Here is a 16,736-nt window from a genome sequence, read left to right as displayed (position 1 = left end):
CCTGGTTTCAGGGGGAACGGGCTCAATTCGGCACCGCATGGACCCCATTCGTCGACCCTCGACAATAACATTCCGGTTGTGCGCGAATATCGGGTGCGTTTTTCCGTTTATGCGGCTCTCCCGGGTGCCGTCGGCCGCGGCGGGCCGGGCCGGCGGGCGTAGAGAACGGCGCCGTCGACGACGGCCACCCGCTCGTAGTGGCGGTCCAGGACCGCCCGCAGCGAGGGCATGCGGGACGGCCCGTAGGGTTTGCCGCGCGAGTCGTCGACGATGAGGGCGGGCGGGCGCAGACGCAGCTCGCGCCGGAAGACCGGCCAGGTGCCCGGTACCCCGTACGCCTCGCCCACGCGCGAAGGGCCGCGACCGCCGCTGTAGTTGGTCAGCAGCCCGGCGGTCAGACAGTGCCCGGCGGGCCACCGGTCCGCGAACCAGTACTGCTCGGGGTGCATGCCCCAGAACAGCACCCGGTCGGTGGGCGCGGTCCGCTCCCGGGCGGCGGCGGCCACCTCCAGGGAGTGCGGAAGGCCGGGCGCGTGCGAGGTGAGCCCCCAGACCAGAAACAATCCGCAGGTCAGCACGGATAGCGCGGTGGCCGGCCCGGACGCCGGGCGGGGCAGCGCGCACAGCGCCGAGGTGCCCAGCAGGGTCAGCGGCGGCAGCAGCTGGAGGTAGTAGTGGCCGAAGAAGTGGAAGCCGGTGGTGACGGCCACGGCCGAGGCGGCCGTCCACAGCCACAGCTCGGGCGGGGCGACCCGGCGGCGGGTCAGCAGCAGCGCCGCGATGGGGACGAGCAGGCCGGCGCAACCCACGCAGAGGACGCCCGTGTTGAACGCGGCGCGGCTGAGCGCGAGCGTGAGGACCCCCTGCGCCGACGCGTACGAGCCGGAGCCGGTCACCGTCCAGAACAGCAGCCGGGCGGGCCCGGTGAGCCAGGCGACGGCGGCGACGGGCAGGACGAGCCCGAGGGCCAGGGCACAGCCGCCGGCCGCGCGCCGGTGGTGGGCGCACAGCAGCAGAAGGACGGGGGCCAGCACCGCTCCCCCGGTCTGCTTGGTGAGCACAGCACCCGCGACGGCGAGCCCGGCGGCCCCCCAACGACCACGGTCCGCGCACCACATGGCGGCCGCGGTCCACGGCACCATGAACACCTCGAAGGCGGCGGCCTGCGTGTCCTCGGGGTCGAGGCCGATGGACACCAGCAGATACAGCACGCCCGCCGTGCGGCCGGCCCCCTCCCCCCAGCGGCGGCGGGCGAGCGAGGCGAGCAGGAGCGCCGTCAGCAGCTGGGCCAGCACCGCCAGGATCTTGACGGGCAGCAGTGAGCCGTCGCCGAAGAGCCCGAAGCACAGCTGGTACAGCCAGGGCAGCAGGGGCGGTTTGCGGTCGACGACGGTGCTGTAGAGGACGGCGCCGCGGGCGAGCATCCGGGCCTCGGTGGCGAGGAAGCCCTCGTCGGGGTTCCACAGGGGCCGGGCGAAGGACGGCAGGCGGGTCGTCACGGCCAGGACGCACAGCACCGGCAGCAGCCGGGGCCAGAAACAGCCGGCCCCGGGCGCGGTGGGCGGCCCGTAGGACCGTGCGCCCGGGGCGGCGACGCGCTGTGCTACTGACATGCACGTCAACCTAGAGCCCCGTATGCCCCATTCAGAGCTGACATACGGGACTGTGTCCCGCTAAATGTCTCGCAAGCTGTCTCGCCGCGGGCCCGTTACACGGCCGGCGGGGTCGGCGGAACCGAGGCGTCCGCCTTGCCGAGACGGCTGTGCCGCCGCCCGTAGACGAAGTAGACGACGACGCCGAGCACCATCCACGCCGCGAACCGCAGCCAGGTCTCCCCCGTCAGATTGAGCATCAGCCACAGGGAGGCCACGACGGACAGCACCGGGATGAAGGGGACGAGCGGGACCCGGAAGGAGCGCGGCAGGTCGGGGCGGGTGCGGCGCAGGATGATGACACCGAGCGCGACGACGACGAAGGCGAAGAGGGTGCCGATGTTGACCAGTTCGGCCAGCACGTCGATCGAGGTGAAGCCGGCGAGCACCGCGACGACGACACCGAGCAGGATGGTGGAGCGGTAGGGCGTGCCGAACTTGGGGTGGACCCGCGAGAAGATCCTCGGCAGCAGCCCGTCGCGGCTCATCGCGAAGAACACCCGGCTCTGGCCGAGCAGCAGGATCATGCAGACGGTGGTGAGGCCGACCGCCGCCCCGAAGCTGATCAGTCCGGCCCAGAAGGGGTGACCGGTGGCCTTGAAGGCATCGGCGAGCGGGGCGTCCGTGGACAGATCGGTGTACTTCTGCATACCGGTGACGACGATGGACACGGCCACGTAGAGCACGGTGCAGATGATGAGCGAGCCGAGGATGCCGCGCGGGACGTCACGCTGCGGATTGCGGGTCTCCTCGGCGGCGGTGGCGACGATGTCGAAGCCGATGAAGGCGAAGAAGACCACCGCGGCGGCGGCGAAGATGCCCATGGCGCCGAAGTTCGACGGGGCGAACCCGAACAGCACCTGGATCAGTGGCGCCTTCACACCGCCGCCGGCCTCGGTGCCCTCGGACTCCGGGATGAAGGGGTCGTAGTTGGAGCCGGTGATGAAGAAGGCGCCCACGATGATGACGAGCAGGACGACGGTGACCTTGATGGCGACCACGACGGCGGTCACCCGCGAGGACAGCTTCATGCCGATGACCAGGATCGCGGTCAGGACCAGCACGAGCGCGCAGGCGAGGATGTCGAAGCCGAAGCGGCCCTCATGGGTGCCCTCCAGCCCGACGGGCAGATGCCAGCCCGCGTTGTCCATCAGTGAGCGGACATAGCCGGACCAGCCCACGGCGACCACGGCGCAGCCCAGCGCCAGCTCCAGGACGAGGTCCCAGCCGATGATCCACGCGGGCAGCTCGCCGAGCGAGGCGTAGGAGAAGGTGTACGCGGATCCGGCCACCGGCACGGTGGAGGCGAACTCGGCGTAACAGAGCGCCGCGAGCCCGCACACCACACCGGCGAGGACGAAGGCGAGGGCCACGGAGGGGCCCGCGTTCTCCTTGGCGACCTTGCCGGTGAGAACGAAGATGCCGGTGCCGATGACGACACCGACACCGAAGACGGTGAGGTCGATGGCCGACAACGACTTTTTGAGCGCGTGCTCCGGCTCCTCGGTGTCCCGGATGGACTGCTCCACCGTCTTGGTCCGGAAGATGCCGCTCCTGCCGCGGCTGTTCCGGGAGGGTCGCACTGTGCTCATCAGCCCACCTCCGCCTGCTCGACCGTCGCTCGTCCCTGCAACTGAGCGAGTGTCCGCGATGATCCGGGCCGGATCCGGGCCATCCCGGCCACCGCTCCCAGGATTCACCCGATAGGACGCAACGGCACCTATGCGAACGAGCCGAGTGGTCCACTCGGACAGGTGAAAACCCGTCGGCTCGTCGGACGGGCGTGGGCGCGCCGTCCCGGTACTCTGCCCGCCATGATCAACTCAACAGTGGGTCTTGACGACGTCGATGTCGCGATAGCCGCGGCGCGGGCCGGCGCGGAGGCCGTGCGGGCCAGGTACGGGCAGCGGCTCACCCGCGTCGACAAGGGTGCCGGGGACTTCGCCACGGAGGCGGATGTGGCGGCCGAGGAGGCGATCCTCGACGTCATCCGTGCGGCGCGGCCCGACGACGCGGTGCACGGCGAGGAGGGCGGGCAGCGGGGGGCGGCTGACGCGGTGCGCCAGTGGTGGGTGGACCCCTTGTGCGGCACGCTCAACTACGCCGTCGGCACCATGCTCGTCGCCGTCAACGTGGCCCTGCGCGACGGTCCGGCCGCGGTGGCCGATCCCTTCAGCGGCGAGGTCTTCTTCACCGACGGTGCGACCGCCTGGGTCCGCCGCGACGGGAGCGACACGCGGCTGGCGCCGACGGCCGCCAATGGGTTGGTGGACGTGAATCTGGACCCGCCGTTTCCGAGCGCGCCCGGATTCCGCGCTGTGGACCTGCTCGCTCACCCCGGTTTCGTCGCGACGTTCCGGCCGCGGGTGGTGTCCACGACGCTGGCGCTGGCGTGGGTCGCGGCCGGCAAGCGCGCCGCCTACGTCACCGACGGCGGTGACCTGACCGGGAGTGTGCACTTCGCCGCCGGCATCGCTCTGTGCCGGGCCGCCGGCTGTGTCGTCACCGGAGTCGACGGCGCTCCGACCGGGCCGGCGGGCCGTGGGCTCGTCGTGGCCGCGGACGCCGGGACGCACGCGCTGCTGTTGTCGATGATCCGCGCCGAGGCCCGTGCGGTGACCTCGTAGACCGTGGCGGTTCGGTCAGGCCGCGGATACGGCGAAGGGCCGGTCGGATCCACCCGAATGGGTGACCCGACCGGCCCTTCCCGGTACCAGTACCAGCGGAAATCCGCTGGTCAGCCGTTCACGACCCCGATGGAGTCGGTCGGCTCCTCGAAACGGCCGTCGATCTTGGAGACGAGGCCGGTGACCTGGCGGGCGATGTCCGGGGCGGTCAGCCCGATCTCGGCCATGACCTCCTTGCGGGAGGCGTGGTCGAGGAAGCGCGGCGGGATGCCGAAGTCGCGCAGCGGGAGGTCGACGCCCGCGTCGCGCAGCGCCTGGGCGACGGCCGAGCCGACGCCGCCCACCCGGCTGTTGTCCTCGACGGTGACGACGACACGGTGCCGCGCGGCCAGCGCCGGCAGTGCCTCGTCGACCGGCTTGACCCAGCGGGGGTCGACGACCGTCGTCGAGATGCCCTGCTTGTCGAGCAGGTCGGCGATCTCCAGGCACATCGGCGCGAGCGCGCCGACGGAGACGAGGAGGACGTCGGGACGCTCCGTGCCCTCGGCCGGCTCACGGAGGACGTCCATGCCGCCGACCCGGCCGACGGCCTTGACCGCCGGGCCGACCGCGCCCTTGGAGTAGCGCACGACGGTCGGGGCGTCCTTGACCTCGACGGCCTCCCGCAGCTGGGCGCGGACCTGGTCGGCGTCGCGCGGGGCGGCGATCCGCAGGCTCGGCACGACCTGAAGGATCGACATGTCCCACATGCCGTTGTGCGAGGCGCCGTCGGTGCCGGTGATCCCGGCCCGGTCCAGCACGAACGTCACTCCGCACTTGTGCAGGGCCACGTCCATCAGCACCTGGTCGAAGGCGCGGTTGAGGAAGGTGGCGTACACCGCGAAGACCGGGTGCAGCCCGCCCGTCGCCAGCCCGGCCGCCGAGGTCGCCGCGTGCTGCTCGGCGATCCCGACGTCGTAGACGCGGTCGGGGAAGGCCTTGGCGAACTTGTCCAGGCCCACGGGCTGGAGCATGGCCGCGGTGATCGCGACGATGTCCTCCCGCTCGTGGCCGAGCTTGACCATCTCCTCGCCGAAGACGGAGGTCCAGTCGGCGCCGGAGGAGGCGATCGGCAGGCCGGTGTCCGGGTGGATCTTGCCGACGGCGTGGAAGCGGTCGGCCTCGTCGGCGAGGGCCGGCTGGTAGCCGCGGCCCTTCTCGGTGAGGCAGTGGACGATGACCGGACCGCCGAAGCGCTTGGCGCGCTGCAGCGCGGACTCCAGGGCCTCGATGTCATGGCCGTCGATCGGACCGACGTACTTCAGGCCGAGGTCCTCGAACATGCCCTGCGGGGCGATGAAGTCCTTGAGGCCCTTCTTGGCGCCGTGCAGCGTCTCGTACAGCGGCTTGCCGAGGACCGGGGTGCGCTCCAGCAGGTCCTTGCCGCGGGCCAGGAAGCGCTCGTAGCCGTCGGTGGTGCGCAGGGTGGCCAGGTGGTTGGCGAGGCCGCCGATGGTGGGCGCGTAGGAGCGCTCGTTGTCGTTGACGACGATGACGAGGGGGCGGTCCTTGGCGGCGGCGATGTTGTTCAGCGCCTCCCAGGCCATGCCGCCGGTGAGCGCGCCGTCACCGATGACGGCCACCACGTGGTCGTCCTTCTTCAGGACCTCATTGGCCTTGGCGAGGCCGTCCGCCCAGCCCAGGACGGTGGAGGCGTGACTGTTCTCGATCACGTCGTGGTCGGACTCGGCCTGCGCGGGGTAGCCGGACAGGCCGCCCTTCATCTTGAGCTTCGAGAAGTCCTGGCGGCCCGTGAGCAGCTTGTGGACGTAGCTCTGGTGCCCGGTGTCCCACAGGACCTTGTCCGTGGGCGACTCGAACACCCGGTGCAGGGCGATCGTCAGCTCGACCACGCCGAGGTTGGGTCCGAGGTGTCCACCGGTCTTGGAGACCGCGTCCACGAGGAAGGACCGGATCTCCGCGGCCAGCTGATCGAGCTGCTCCGGGCTCAGCCGGTCCAGATCGCGCGGTCCCCTGATGCGGGATAGCAGCGCCACCCGTGCCTCCTTAAGCGTTCGAGCTGTCGAGCTTTGCCGGTCTGTCGAGTCTAATGTTCCGCTCGCGGTGCCGGTGAACGGGTGATGCGACGTATGTCACGCAATCGGCGTAGCACGGTCCCATACCGTCTGGAAGGCCAGTCTGAGGCAGGACGCGAGCGCGGGGTGTTCGATGGAGAGGGCGGTGGTGGAGCCGCTGCCGGCCACGGGATCGGGCAGGTCGCACAGGACGTGCGCCGCGTCGGCGACGACGAGCTTGAGCGGCAGCGCGTCGGTGACCCGGCCCTCCTGCCCGGCCCTGCCGAACAGCCGGACCTTCTCCCGGACCTCCGGGTCCGCCAGCGCGTCGTGCGTGTAGACGGCGCGCACGGTGCCGCCGTCGCGGGTGATCCGGCGGGCGGCCCGGGTGACGACGGCGGTCGCGGGAGGTGCGACGAAGGGCGGCCGGCAGAAGGTGAGGAGTTCACCGGTGGCCCGCGCCTGGATGTCGGCGAACCGGTCGACGATCGCGCCGGGCTCGCGGAGCACCTCGATGTAGTCCAGCGGGTCGGTGTGCGAGCGGCCGTCGGTCCACAGCGGAAGCAGGGCCGCCGCCAGCCCGGCCGAGACCCGCTCCAGGTCCTCCAGAGCCTCCCTGCGGCGGCTCAGCAGCCGGGAGAGGGCCTGCGCCGGGGCCATCGCGGAGAACGTCGTGACCCGGCCGCCATGGGCAGCCGCGAGACCGCCGCGGACGAGCCCGTCCAGCACGTCGTAGATCCGCTGACGGGGCACCCGTGCCTCGCGGGCCACCTGGGCCGCCGTGTAGGACTCGCGTCTGACCAGGGCGTGGTAGACGCGTGCCTCATAGCGGGACAGCCCGAGTGCGACGAGGTCGGCCACCGATCCTTCCTCCGGCTCCATGGCAGACACGCTATACGCCCGTGATCACCCGCCGGACCGGCCACACGGGTGGGGAGAGCGGGGCGCACGGGCCAAACGCCGGACGGGCTGGTCGGCTGCGCTCAGCCAAATCCAGCCCGTCCGGCGTTTGAGGACGCGCCCGCAGGGCGCCCGCCGCCGCAGGCGGCAAAGCGGCCCGCAGGCGGCGAGACGCCCCGCCGTCGGCAGGACACCCCGCAGTCGAGAACCGACCGGCCGGACAGGCCTACGCCCGGCCGGCCGTCTTCTGGGTCTTGCGGGAGACCGAGTCGATCACGACGGCGGCCAGCAGCACCGCGCCCGTGATCATGTACTGGATGGCGGAGGCGATGCCCAGCAGCGCCATCCCCGAGGCGATCGACTGGATCACCAGCACACCAAGCAGCGCCGACCAGGTCTTGCCCCGGCCGCCGAAGAGGCTGGTGCCGCCGATGACGGCCGCCGCGATGGCGTTCATCAGCAGACTGCCCGCGCCGGAGGACTGGTTCGCCGCGTTGATCTGCGAGGCGAGGAACATGCCGCCCAGCGCCGCCATCGTGCCCGAGAGCGCGAAGACCGAGATCCGGATCGCGGAGACGTTGATGCCCGCGCGGCGGGCCGCCTCCACGCTGCCGCCCAGGGCGAAGACCTTCCGCCCGTACGGGGTGCGGCGCAGCACGAAGTCGAGCGCGACGACGACTCCGAGGAAGATCACCACGGCCAGCGGCAGGCCCTTGTACTCGTTGAACAGCCAGGCCACCACGTACGCGGGCACCGCGATGGCGGCCGTCCGCAGCACGATCTCACTGAGCGGACGGCTGGGGACGCCCGCCGCCGCGCGTCGCCGCGCGTCCCGGAAGGACAGCGTGAAGAAGGCGGCCACGCTCAGCGTCGCCAGCCCGTAGCCGGCGGCGATGTCGCTGAAGTAGTGGTTGGTCAGCCCCGCGACCAGCCCGGAGTCGTCCAGGTTGATGGTGCCGTTGGAGCCGAGGACCTCCAGCATCAGGCCGTTCCAGCCCAGCAGACCGGCCAGTGTCACCACGAACGCGGGCACGCCGATCCGGGCGAAGAAGAACCCGTGCAGCGCCCCGACCAGGGTGCCCGAGAGGAGCGCGAGGAGCAGTGCGAGCCACTCGGGCATGCCGTTGCTGACGTTGAGGACGGCGAAGACCGCGGCGGCCAGTCCGCTCACCGAGCCCACCGACAGGTCGATCTCGCCGAGGATCAGCACGTAGACGATGCCGACCGCGATCAGGCCGGTGCCCGCGGCGGTGACGAAGAGGTTGGAGAGGTTCTCCGCGCCGAGGAACGCCGAGTCCTGGAGCTGGAAGACGAGGCCGATGATGACCAGGCCGACCACCACGGGCAGCGAGCCCAGCTCGCCGCTGCGCATCTTGCGGCGGAACTCGCTCCAGTAGCCGGCGAAGCCCTCCTCGCGGACCAGCAGTCGCGGGTCCACGGCGGTCACGGCGCCCTCGGCGGCCGGCTGCGCGTCCTGGGGACGGGCGTCCTCGGGGGTCTTCCCCGTGCTGTCGGACTTGGACAGGTTCGTACTCACTTCTCGCCCTCCGCGGTGCGCGCCTTGCGGCGGGTCACGGCGTTGTCCGTGGCGCCGGTGATGGCGGAGATGATCTCTTCCTGCGAGGTGGCCCGCACATCGAAGGTGCCGTTGTTGCGGCCGAGGCGGAGGACCGCGACCCGGTCGGCCACGGCCTTGACGTCGGCCATGTTGTGGCTGATGAGGATGACCCCGAGGCCGCGCTCGCGCAGCCGCTCGACCAGGTCGAGGACCTGCGCGGTCTGCTCGACGCCCAGCGCGGCGGTGGGCTCGTCGAGGATGACGACCTTGGGCTCGCCGAGCAGCGAGCGGGCGATGGCGACGGTCTGCCGCTGCCCGCCGGAGAGCGAGGCGATGGGGATCCGGACACTGGGGATCCGGATGGAGAGGGTGGAGAGCAGCTCCCGGGCGCGGCGCTCCATCTCGACCTCGTCCAGCACCCCGGCGCGCACGATCTCGCGGCCGAGGAAGAGATTGCCGACGACATCGAGGTTGTCGCAGAGCGCGAGGTCCTGGTAGACGGTCGCGATGCCCAGCTCCTGGGCGGCGTGCGGCCGGTCGACGGTGACGGGCCTGCCCTCCCATTCGATGACGCCTTCGTCGGCGGGGCCGGCTCCGGCGATCGTCTTGACGAGGGTGGACTTGCCGGCGCCGTTGTCGCCGACCAGGGCGACCACCTCACCGGGATGGATCTCGAGCTCTACGTCGGTGAGCGCCTGGACGGCACCGAACCGCTTGGAGATCCCGCGCAACGCCAGCACGGGCGTAGCGGACACGTGCATCATCTCCTTCGCCGCCTGACCGGGCGGGGAGTGGGGACAAGGGGAGAAAGGGAAGGGGGAACGGGGAAAGGAGAAAACGGGGCTGTGGTTACTTCAGTCCGGCCTTGTCGCACTGCGCCTTGTACTTGGCGGTGCAGATCTCGTCCAGATTGAAGAAGCCCTCCTTGCCGACGTACTTCCCGATGTCGCCCTTGGTCAGTGCGAAGGGGGTGACGATGATCGAGGGGATCTTCTTCTCGGTGCCGCTGTCGACGGTGGACTTGGCGATCGAGTCGAGCTTCTTGCCCTGCGCGAGGGCGACGGCCATTTCGGCGGCGGCGTCGGCCTCGGGCTTGTACGGCTTGTAGACGCTCATGAACTGCTCGTCGGCGAGAATCCGCTGAATGGCGGAAAGCTCGGCGTCCTGGCCGGTGACGGGCGGGAGCTTGTCGAATCCGGCGCTCTTGAGTGCGGTGATGATGCCGCCGGCCATGCCGTCGTTGGCGGAGTACACGCCGACGATCTTGTCCTTGCCGAGCGAGGAGATGGCGCCCTTCATGTTCTCGTTGGCGTTCTCCGGCTTCCACTCCTTGGTGTCGTACTCCTTGCCGACCTTGACCTTGCCGTCGAGGACGGAGTGGGCGCCGTCCTTGTACATCTTGGCGTTCGGGTCGGTGACGGAGCCGTTCATCATGACGATCTCGCCCTTGCCGGCGTCGTCGCCCAGCTCCTTCAGCAGGGACTCGCCCTGGATCTTGCCGACGCGCTCGTTGTCGACGGAGGTGTACGCCTTGATCGGGCCCTCGGCCAAGCGGTCGTACGCGACGACGGGGATGCCCTTGTCGTTCGCCTTCTTCACCGAAACCGCTATCGACTTCGCGTCCACCGCGTCGACGATCAGCGCGTCGACCTTCTTGGTGATCATCGTGTCGACCTGCTGCTGCTGGACGGAGGCGTCCTGCTTGGCGTTCTCGTAGAGAACCTTGGTGTCCGGGCCCGCCAATTCCTTGATCTTCTTCTCGATCAGCGGGTGGTCGAACCGCTCGTAGCGCGCGGTCTGGTTCTCCGGCAGCAGGAGGCCGATGGTGAGCGGCCCGGTCTTGTCCTTCTTCTCACCGCTGCCCTTGCCCGATTCCTTGGCGCTGCCACAGGCGGCGAGTCCGGCGGCCATCGAAACAGCGGCCACGGTGACGGCGGCACGACGCAGATGCGTGTTCACTGAAGAAACCTCCCTGACGAGGCCGCGTCGTTGCGGCCGAGGTGGCTGGAAGTCAACTCGGCCACCAAGGCACCGTCAAGAAGTAAATCCTTAACGAGATGGCAACGATGCCATTCGTTATCTGTGTGAACTCAAGAACCGTGCCGGGGAAACGGTGACGACCGTCAGGCAGGCGCGGGCGCGTCCGTCGGGACGCTCTCGTCCAACAGCGTCGAATCACCCATTTCATTCAGGACGAGCGCGATGGCGCCCAGCACCTCGGCCCGGCCGCCCAGCGCGCCCGGTACGACCTCCAACTGCCGTGCTGCGCTGGGGATCGCGTACCGGGAGACGGATTCGCGGATCGGCCCGAGGATCAGCTCGCCCGACTCCGCGAGGTCCCCGCCGAGCACCACTCGGCGGGGATTGAGCAGATTGCACAGGTTCGCCACACCGCTGCCGATATGCCGGCCGACATCCGCGATCACCCGTCGGCAGCCCGGGTCGCCCTCCTGGGCGAGCTGCACCATCCGCGCCACGGTCAGATCGGTACCGTGGGCCGAATGGAGCAACGGCAGGACATACCGGGCAGCGGTGAACGTTTCCAGACAGCCGCGGTTGCCGCACCGGCAGACCGGCCCCGACTCGTCCAGGGTGATGTGCCCGATTTCGCCCGCCGTGCCGCCCGGGCCCCGGTAGATCTGCCCATTGATCACCAGGCCGGCGCCGACACCGCTGGCGACCTTGATGTACGCGAGGTCCGCCGCTCCGCGGCCGGAGCCCCAGACCAGCTCGCCGAGCGCGCCGAGGTTGGCGTCGTTGTCGACGTACACGGGCACGCCGAGCCGGGCGGCGAGGTCGTCGCGCGGGTTGGTGCCCGCCCAGCCCGGCAGGATCGCCGTCGAGCCCAGCACCCCGGACTCCACGTCGATCGGGCCCGGCACACCGAGACCCACCCCGACGATCTTTTCCGGGCTGATGCCCGCCGCCACGATCAGCCTCTTGACCAGCGCTTCCGCCCGGTCGAGGCCCTGGGCGGCGGAGGCGTCGACATCCAGCGGCTCGGCCTCCTCGGCCAGCACCCGATGGGCGAGGTTGCCGATGGCGACGTGCAGATGGGTGTGCCCGAAGTCGACACCGACGACGATGCCGGCGTCCCCGGACAGCGACACGCTGCGGGCCCGGCGCCCGCCGGAGGACGTGGGGGTGACGTCGACGGTCCCGCCGTCCTTCAGCTCCCGGACGATATTGGAGACCGTGGCGGCCGACAGCCCTGTGGACCGGGCGATCTCCGCCTGGGTGAGCGAGCCCGCCATGCGCACCGCGCGCACGACCCGCTCCAGGTTGGCCCGGTGCAGCGACGACTGCGACCCCGGAGTCTCCACGCCCATTCACTCCCGCCTCGCGGGCCCGGCACGACCGCCGCGCCCTCGGCCGGACCACAGCAGTGGAGTCCGGCTCTTCGTACAACATGTGAACTCTAAGCTGAGCCGCCTGGGTGAGATCCCGTCAAGGCCTTGACTCCACTTGAGCCCACATCGAGCCCACATCGTACGGATCCACAGGCGGCCGCAGGGCCGCGAGGGCCCGGCCCGCCGGGCCCATGGCAGGCCGTCCGGGCCGCCCCCGCCGCGCGGTGCCCGCGCTCCGGACCCCGTCTTCGATCACCCGAAGCGATGGTGTGAAGCCCGTCACGGAGGACGCCGCAGTGGCGCCCGGGTCACCGCCACGGCTCGGCGCCGGAAGCAGACCCCGCCCGGCCGGAGCGACCGGCACCCCGCCGACCTCCCGATAGTCACCCCATACGCTTTGCGTAGCCCGGGTAGCCCGAATGGGCGAATCCGGTTCCCTCGGGGTCCAATCCGACTGATCTTGGCTTGTCCGCACTCAAGCGCTTCTGCGGCATGTTCGCCCGACATAACCTCCGCTCCCCCGGCTTCGCGCAGCTCCGCGACGGGGTTCAACTGTCGGATAGTTGGGGCCTTCTGCGGCATTGGCGACGCACGCCAACCGATTCGATGCACGCGCAGCCACCGTCCAAGCCATAGAACGAACGGAGCCCAGCACATGTGCGAGGACCCCCAACTGGCCACCGCCGACTGGTGGTACACACTCCGGATCCCGGCGCAGCCCTGGATGATCAGTCTCATCCGCAGCTCGCTCCAGCTCGCACTGCAACGGCACGGGCGGCTCGACCTCGCCGACACCGCCTGCCTGCTGGCGACGGAGCTGGTCACCAACGGCGTGGTGCACGCCAACTCACCGGTGACCGTCGACCTCAGCTGCCGCTCCCGGACCCTGCGGGTCGATGTGCACGACAGCAGCCCCGAGGCGCCCGCCCGGCGCAGCGCCGGCTGCGACGACGAGTCGGGGCGGGGCCTGACCCTCATCGACGCCTGCGCCACGGCGTGGGGCGTCTATCCGGCGGCCCACGGCCGGGGCAAGGCGGTCTGGTTCACGCTGTGCTGACCGGACGCCGGAGGCGGCCCGGTGGGGGCCGCCTTCCTGCGCGTGCGGCCGCGCCGTCGCCCGGCGGGCCCGACCACTACTTGAGCGCGCCCGCCGTCAGTCCGGCCTGGACCTGGCGCTGGAAGACGATGTAGGCGGCGAGGACCGGGAGCATGGCGATCACCAGGCCCGCGAAGAGCCCCGACCAGTCGCCCTTGTAGCCCTGGCTGACGGCGAGGGCGACCAGCCCCTGGGGGAGGAGCTTCTTGTCCTCGTCTCCGACATTGAGCACGGTGGGCAGCAGGTACTGGTTCCACTGGCCGAGGAAGTTGAAGATGCCGACGCTGATCAGGCCCGGCTTGGCCATGGGCAGCATCACCTGGAAGAAGGTCCGGGTGTGCGAGGCCCCGTCGATCATCGCCGCCTCGGCCACCGAACTGGGCAGCGTTTTGAAGAACCCGCTCAGGAAGAAGATCGTGAACGGCAGCGAATAGGCGATGTAGACGAGGATCAGTCCGGGGTAGGTGTTGAGCAGCTGCATGTTCTTCATGACGAAGAACAGCGGCACCAGCGCCAGGATGATGGGGAAGCTCATCCCGCCCACGAACAGGAAGTAGACGAAGCGGTTGCCGGGGAAGTCGAAGCGGGCCAGCACATAGGCCGCCATCGAGCCCAGCAGCATCGTGCCGAAGAGCGAACCGGCCACGACGATCACCGAGTTGAGGAAGTACTGGCTCATGTGCGCCTGGGACCAGGCGCGGCCCCAGGCGTCGAAGTGCAGGCTCGTCGGCAGTGCCCACGGCGAGGTGAAGATCTCCTTGTCGGTCTTGAAGGCGCTCATCACCGCCCACAGCAGCGGCAGGGTGACCATCAGGCCCCACAGGAGCAGCACGCCGTGCGAGAAGACGTTGAGGACCCTGCCCTCGCTGCCGAGCCGCCCGCCCGGCGAGTCGACGGCCGGCCCGCCGCGCTGCGACGGCACACCGGGCACGGTGTCCGCCGTGGTGGCCTCCGGGAGGTCGGGGAGGTCCGAGGGCTCGGCTTGCGCGGTCACGGTGCTACTCCCGGTTCGGCGGTGGGGCGGGGGGTCGGCTGCGGCCGCGTGGCCGCCCGGAGGGCCATCAGTACTCCAGCCGCTCGCGCCGGCCGAGCTTCATGACGATGCCCGCGAAGATCATGGTGACGATGAGCAGCGCCACGCCGAGCGTGGTGGCGTATCCCGCCTGTCCGTCGCGGAAGGCCTTCGTATAGAGGTAGTAGGCCAGGACCTCGGTGGAATAGTCCGGGCCGCCCGGCCCCACGGTCATGATCTGGATGACCGCGAAGGCGTCCAGCGCCATGATGCCCATGTAGACCCAGCCGGTCTGGACCGTGTCCCACAGCAGCGGCAGGGTGATCCGGAAGAACGTCTGGACGCGGTTGGCGCCGTCCAGCAGCGCCGCCTCGTAGAAGTCCTTCGGGATGGAGCTCATGCCCGCCGAGAACAGGACGACGTAGAAGCCGACGTTGCACCAGATCATGACCGCCATGACGCACCACAGCGCGAGCTGCGGGTCGCCGAGCCAGTCCGGCTGCACGGAGTCCAGGCCGATGGCCTGGAGGAAGGAATTGAGCGCGCCGCTGTTGGGGTTGTACGCGAACTGGAACAACAGTGCGACGATCGCGATCGAGAGCACCTGCGGGAAGAAGTAGACGACCTTGTAGACGCTCGAGCCGCGGACTCCGGCGATCGCCGCGTTCTTCCGGCGCCGGCCGCCGACATTGAGCATGAACGCGAAGAACAGCCCGAGCCCGAGCGTCACCAGCGGGAGCACCAGCAGCAGCAGGACGTTGTGCCCCACCGATTTCCAGAAGACCTCGTCGTCCCAGAGCCGCTGGTAGTTCTGGAAGCCGACCATCTCGAAGTCGGGACTGAGACCCGTCCAGTCCGTGAAGGAGTAGTAGATGGCCTGGACGAACGGCGAGATGACGAAGACACCGTAGATCGCCAGCGGCAGGGCCAGGAATCCGGCGATGAAGCGGTACTTACCGTGCTGCATGACTTTCGACCCCGATCTCTTCCCGCGGGTGCCGCCGCTGGTGACGCGAGCTCACTTGTGCCGGTACTTCTTGACGGAGGCGTCCTTGGCGGTGTCGTCGGCGAACCGCTGGATCTTGGCGATCGCCTCGTCGGGGGTGGCCCGGCCGGCCATCAGCTCGCCGATCGCCGCCACGCCGATCTTCTCCTTCTGGAGGGCGACGTACCAGTCCTGGATCCGCGGGTTGACGACGTTCTGGCCGGCCTTCGTGAGCGCCTCCTGCGAGGACGCCAGACCGGGCGGCAGGCTCAGGCCCTCGGTGCCGCCGTTGAGGGAGGTGAGCGAGGAGACCTGCTTGATGAAGTTCTGCGAGGACTTCTTGCTCAGCATGATGCGGAGCAGTTCCATGCCGCCGCGCGGGTTCTTCGCGTTCTTCGGCACGATGAAGGGCTCGCCGCCGGAGGCCCAGATCGTCCCGAAGGGCATCTTGTCGCTCTTGTCGAGGCTGGAGGGGGCCCCGACGGCCATCTGGAAGTCCTTCGGGGTGGTCTTCTTCGACTCGTTCTCCACCCAGGAGCCGTTCGGGAGGAACAGCGCCTTGCCCTCGTTCCAGGCGGTCTGCGACTCGATGTGGGTCAGCCCCGGGGTGCCCTTGAGGATGTAGCCCTTCTTGTACAGCTCGTAGTACGCCTCGAAGGCGGACTTGACGGCCGGGTCCTTCCAGGCGTTCGGCTCCAGGTTGTCGATCTTGTCGAGGACCTCCCTGCCGCCGATCTTGGCGATGAAGGGGTAGAGGCTGAACGGCAGGTAGTACGGGTGCTTGCCCGCGTACGTCCAGCCGGCGATGCCCTTCTTCTTCGCCTTCTCGCAGACCGCGAGCATCTCGTCCCAGGTCTCGGGGTACTGCGCGTCGAGCTTGCGCAGATTGGTCTTCGAGTACCAGACGCCGTAGACCGTGTAGGCGTAATAGAGGATCCAGGTCTCCCGGCCGTCGAACTGGCCCATCTCCACGACGCCCGGGCGCAGCGTGTCGCGCACCTTCTTCTTGGGGTCGTCGACGGAGGGCGCGTCGAGGAGGGCGTTCAGGTCGGTGAGCTGCTTCTTTCCGACGAGGGTGCCCATGTCCATCTGCTCGGCGCCGGAATTGTCGATGAGGTCCGGCGGGGTGCCGCCGTTGAAACGCGGCTGGAGCGTGGACTGGATCTTCTGGGTGGCGGAGTGGCTCACCTTGCTGCCGGGGAAGGCCTTGCCGTATTCCGCCTCGGCGTCCTTCGCGTACTGCTGGCCGAAGCCGCCGTCGAAGATGACGACGTCGAGCGGCGCGCCCTCATTGATGGCGAGCGGGTTGGTGGCGCTCTTCTCGCCCTTGTCGACCTGGTTGGAGTCGCCACTGTCGCCGCCGCTCGCGCAGGCGCTCAGCACGCTCATCGACGGCACCGCGATCAGACCGATGGCCGCCGCTCGTTTGATCAGATCGCGTCGGCCGAATTCCGAGGTGGATCCCATGCTCAAGTCCTCGCCTTCTCCAGGACTCAGGCGGT

At 69.7% G+C, this 16,736-nt stretch carries 13 protein-coding genes; 2 read left to right on the top strand and 11 right to left on the bottom strand.

Going from position 1 to position 16,736, the window contains the following annotated elements; translation table 11 throughout:
- Positions 1 to 107: 107 nt before the first annotated feature.
- Together JO379_RS26070 and JO379_RS26065 are read right to left on the bottom strand one after the other, a co-directional pair.
- Positions 108 to 1,613 (bottom strand): glycosyltransferase family 39 protein, encoded by a 1,506-nt coding sequence (locus JO379_RS26070; RefSeq protein ID WP_209517191.1) that lies wholly within the window; start codon positions 1,611 to 1,613, stop codon positions 108 to 110.
- 95 nt (positions 1,614 to 1,708) lie between these two features.
- Complete coding sequence (locus tag JO379_RS26065) at positions 1,709 to 3,244, bottom strand: amino acid permease (RefSeq protein WP_130881712.1); 1,536 nt, start codon at positions 3,242 to 3,244, stop codon at positions 1,709 to 1,711.
- A 222-nt stretch (positions 3,245 to 3,466) separates the two neighbouring features.
- Between JO379_RS26065 and JO379_RS26060 the strand changes: the two genes are divergently transcribed.
- On the top strand, positions 3,467 to 4,279 hold the full coding sequence (locus tag JO379_RS26060; protein ID WP_130881713.1) for an inositol monophosphatase family protein: 813 nt from the start codon (positions 3,467 to 3,469) through the stop codon (positions 4,277 to 4,279).
- A 110-nt stretch (positions 4,280 to 4,389) separates the two neighbouring features.
- Here JO379_RS26060 and dxs read toward each other — a convergent pair whose 3' ends face one another.
- From dxs to JO379_RS26030, 6 genes are all read right to left on the bottom strand, one after another.
- Positions 4,390 to 6,315: a 1-deoxy-D-xylulose-5-phosphate synthase gene (gene dxs, locus JO379_RS26055; RefSeq protein ID WP_130881714.1), complete on the bottom strand. Its 1,926-nt coding sequence runs from the start codon at positions 6,313 to 6,315 to the stop codon at positions 4,390 to 4,392.
- 96 nt (positions 6,316 to 6,411) lie between these two features.
- Positions 6,412 to 7,215: a TrmB family transcriptional regulator gene (locus JO379_RS26050; RefSeq protein ID WP_130881715.1), complete on the bottom strand. Its 804-nt coding sequence runs from the start codon at positions 7,213 to 7,215 to the stop codon at positions 6,412 to 6,414.
- Between the two features lie 244 nt (positions 7,216 to 7,459).
- Positions 7,460 to 8,770 carry a sugar ABC transporter permease gene (locus JO379_RS26045; RefSeq protein ID WP_209517189.1) on the bottom strand — a complete coding sequence of 437 codons (1,311 nt, stop codon included), beginning with the start codon at positions 8,768 to 8,770 and terminating at the stop codon, positions 7,460 to 7,462.
- On the bottom strand, positions 8,767 to 9,555 hold the full coding sequence (locus tag JO379_RS26040) for an ATP-binding cassette domain-containing protein (protein ID WP_130881716.1): 789 nt from the start codon (positions 9,553 to 9,555) through the stop codon (positions 8,767 to 8,769). Before JO379_RS26040 ends, JO379_RS26045 begins: the two co-directional genes overlap by 4 nt.
- Before the next feature lie 85 nt (positions 9,556 to 9,640).
- On the bottom strand, positions 9,641 to 10,750 hold the full coding sequence (locus JO379_RS26035) for a substrate-binding domain-containing protein (RefSeq protein WP_165451686.1): 1,110 nt from the start codon (positions 10,748 to 10,750) through the stop codon (positions 9,641 to 9,643).
- A gap of 164 nt (positions 10,751 to 10,914) precedes the next feature.
- Entirely contained in the window at positions 10,915 to 12,114 is a 1,200-nt protein-coding gene (locus JO379_RS26030; RefSeq protein WP_209517187.1) for an ROK family transcriptional regulator, read from the bottom strand.
- A 682-nt stretch (positions 12,115 to 12,796) separates the two neighbouring features.
- Between JO379_RS26030 and JO379_RS26025 the strand changes: the two genes are divergently transcribed.
- The gene (locus tag JO379_RS26025) at positions 12,797 to 13,198 is read left to right on the top strand and encodes an ATP-binding protein (protein ID WP_130881718.1); all 402 of its coding nucleotides are present in this window, start codon (positions 12,797 to 12,799) and stop codon (positions 13,196 to 13,198) included.
- Positions 13,199 to 13,274: 76 nt separating this feature from the next.
- Here JO379_RS26025 and JO379_RS26020 read toward each other — a convergent pair whose 3' ends face one another.
- The 3 genes from JO379_RS26020 to ngcE form a co-directional block, all read right to left on the bottom strand.
- Entirely contained in the window at positions 13,275 to 14,159 is an 885-nt protein-coding gene (locus JO379_RS26020; protein WP_242626475.1) for a carbohydrate ABC transporter permease, read from the bottom strand.
- A gap of 139 nt (positions 14,160 to 14,298) precedes the next feature.
- Positions 14,299 to 15,216 carry a carbohydrate ABC transporter permease gene (locus JO379_RS26015; RefSeq protein ID WP_130881719.1) on the bottom strand — a complete coding sequence of 306 codons (918 nt, stop codon included), beginning with the start codon at positions 15,214 to 15,216 and terminating at the stop codon, positions 14,299 to 14,301.
- Positions 15,217 to 15,267: 51 nt separating this feature from the next.
- Positions 15,268 to 16,701, bottom strand: coding sequence for an N-acetylglucosamine/diacetylchitobiose ABC transporter substrate-binding protein (ngcE, locus tag JO379_RS26010; protein WP_209517185.1), 1,434 nt, complete (start codon positions 16,699 to 16,701; stop codon positions 15,268 to 15,270).
- Positions 16,702 to 16,736 lie beyond the last annotated feature (35 nt).

Origin of the sequence: Streptomyces syringium (assembly GCF_017876625.1) — a bacterium.
Taxonomy (GTDB): Bacteria; Actinomycetota; Actinomycetes; order Streptomycetales; family Streptomycetaceae; genus Streptomyces; species Streptomyces syringius.
Note: the sequence above shows the minus strand (reverse complement) of the source record. Positions and strands in the feature narration are given on the sequence as shown.

Bases quoted from the DNA above. Each gene is read 5' to 3' on its own strand.
- JO379_RS26070 (WP_209517191.1), bottom strand. From the start codon at position 1,613: ATGTCAGTAGCACAGCGCGTCGCCGCCCCGGGCGCACGGTCCTACGGG.
- JO379_RS26065 (WP_130881712.1), bottom strand. From the start codon at position 3,244: ATGAGCACAGTGCGACCCTCCCGGAACAGCCGCGGCAGGAGCGGCATC.
- JO379_RS26060 (WP_130881713.1), top strand. From the start codon at position 3,467: ATGATCAACTCAACAGTGGGTCTTGACGACGTCGATGTCGCGATAGCC.
- JO379_RS26050 (WP_130881715.1), bottom strand. From the start codon at position 7,215: ATGGAGCCGGAGGAAGGATCGGTGGCCGACCTCGTCGCACTCGGGCTG.
- JO379_RS26040 (WP_130881716.1), bottom strand. From the start codon at position 9,555: ATGATGCACGTGTCCGCTACGCCCGTGCTGGCGTTGCGCGGGATCTCC.
- JO379_RS26025 (WP_130881718.1), top strand. From the start codon at position 12,797: ATGTGCGAGGACCCCCAACTGGCCACCGCCGACTGGTGGTACACACTC.
- JO379_RS26015 (WP_130881719.1), bottom strand. From the start codon at position 15,216: ATGCAGCACGGTAAGTACCGCTTCATCGCCGGATTCCTGGCCCTGCCG.
- ngcE (WP_209517185.1), bottom strand. From the start codon at position 16,701: ATGGGATCCACCTCGGAATTCGGCCGACGCGATCTGATCAAACGAGCG.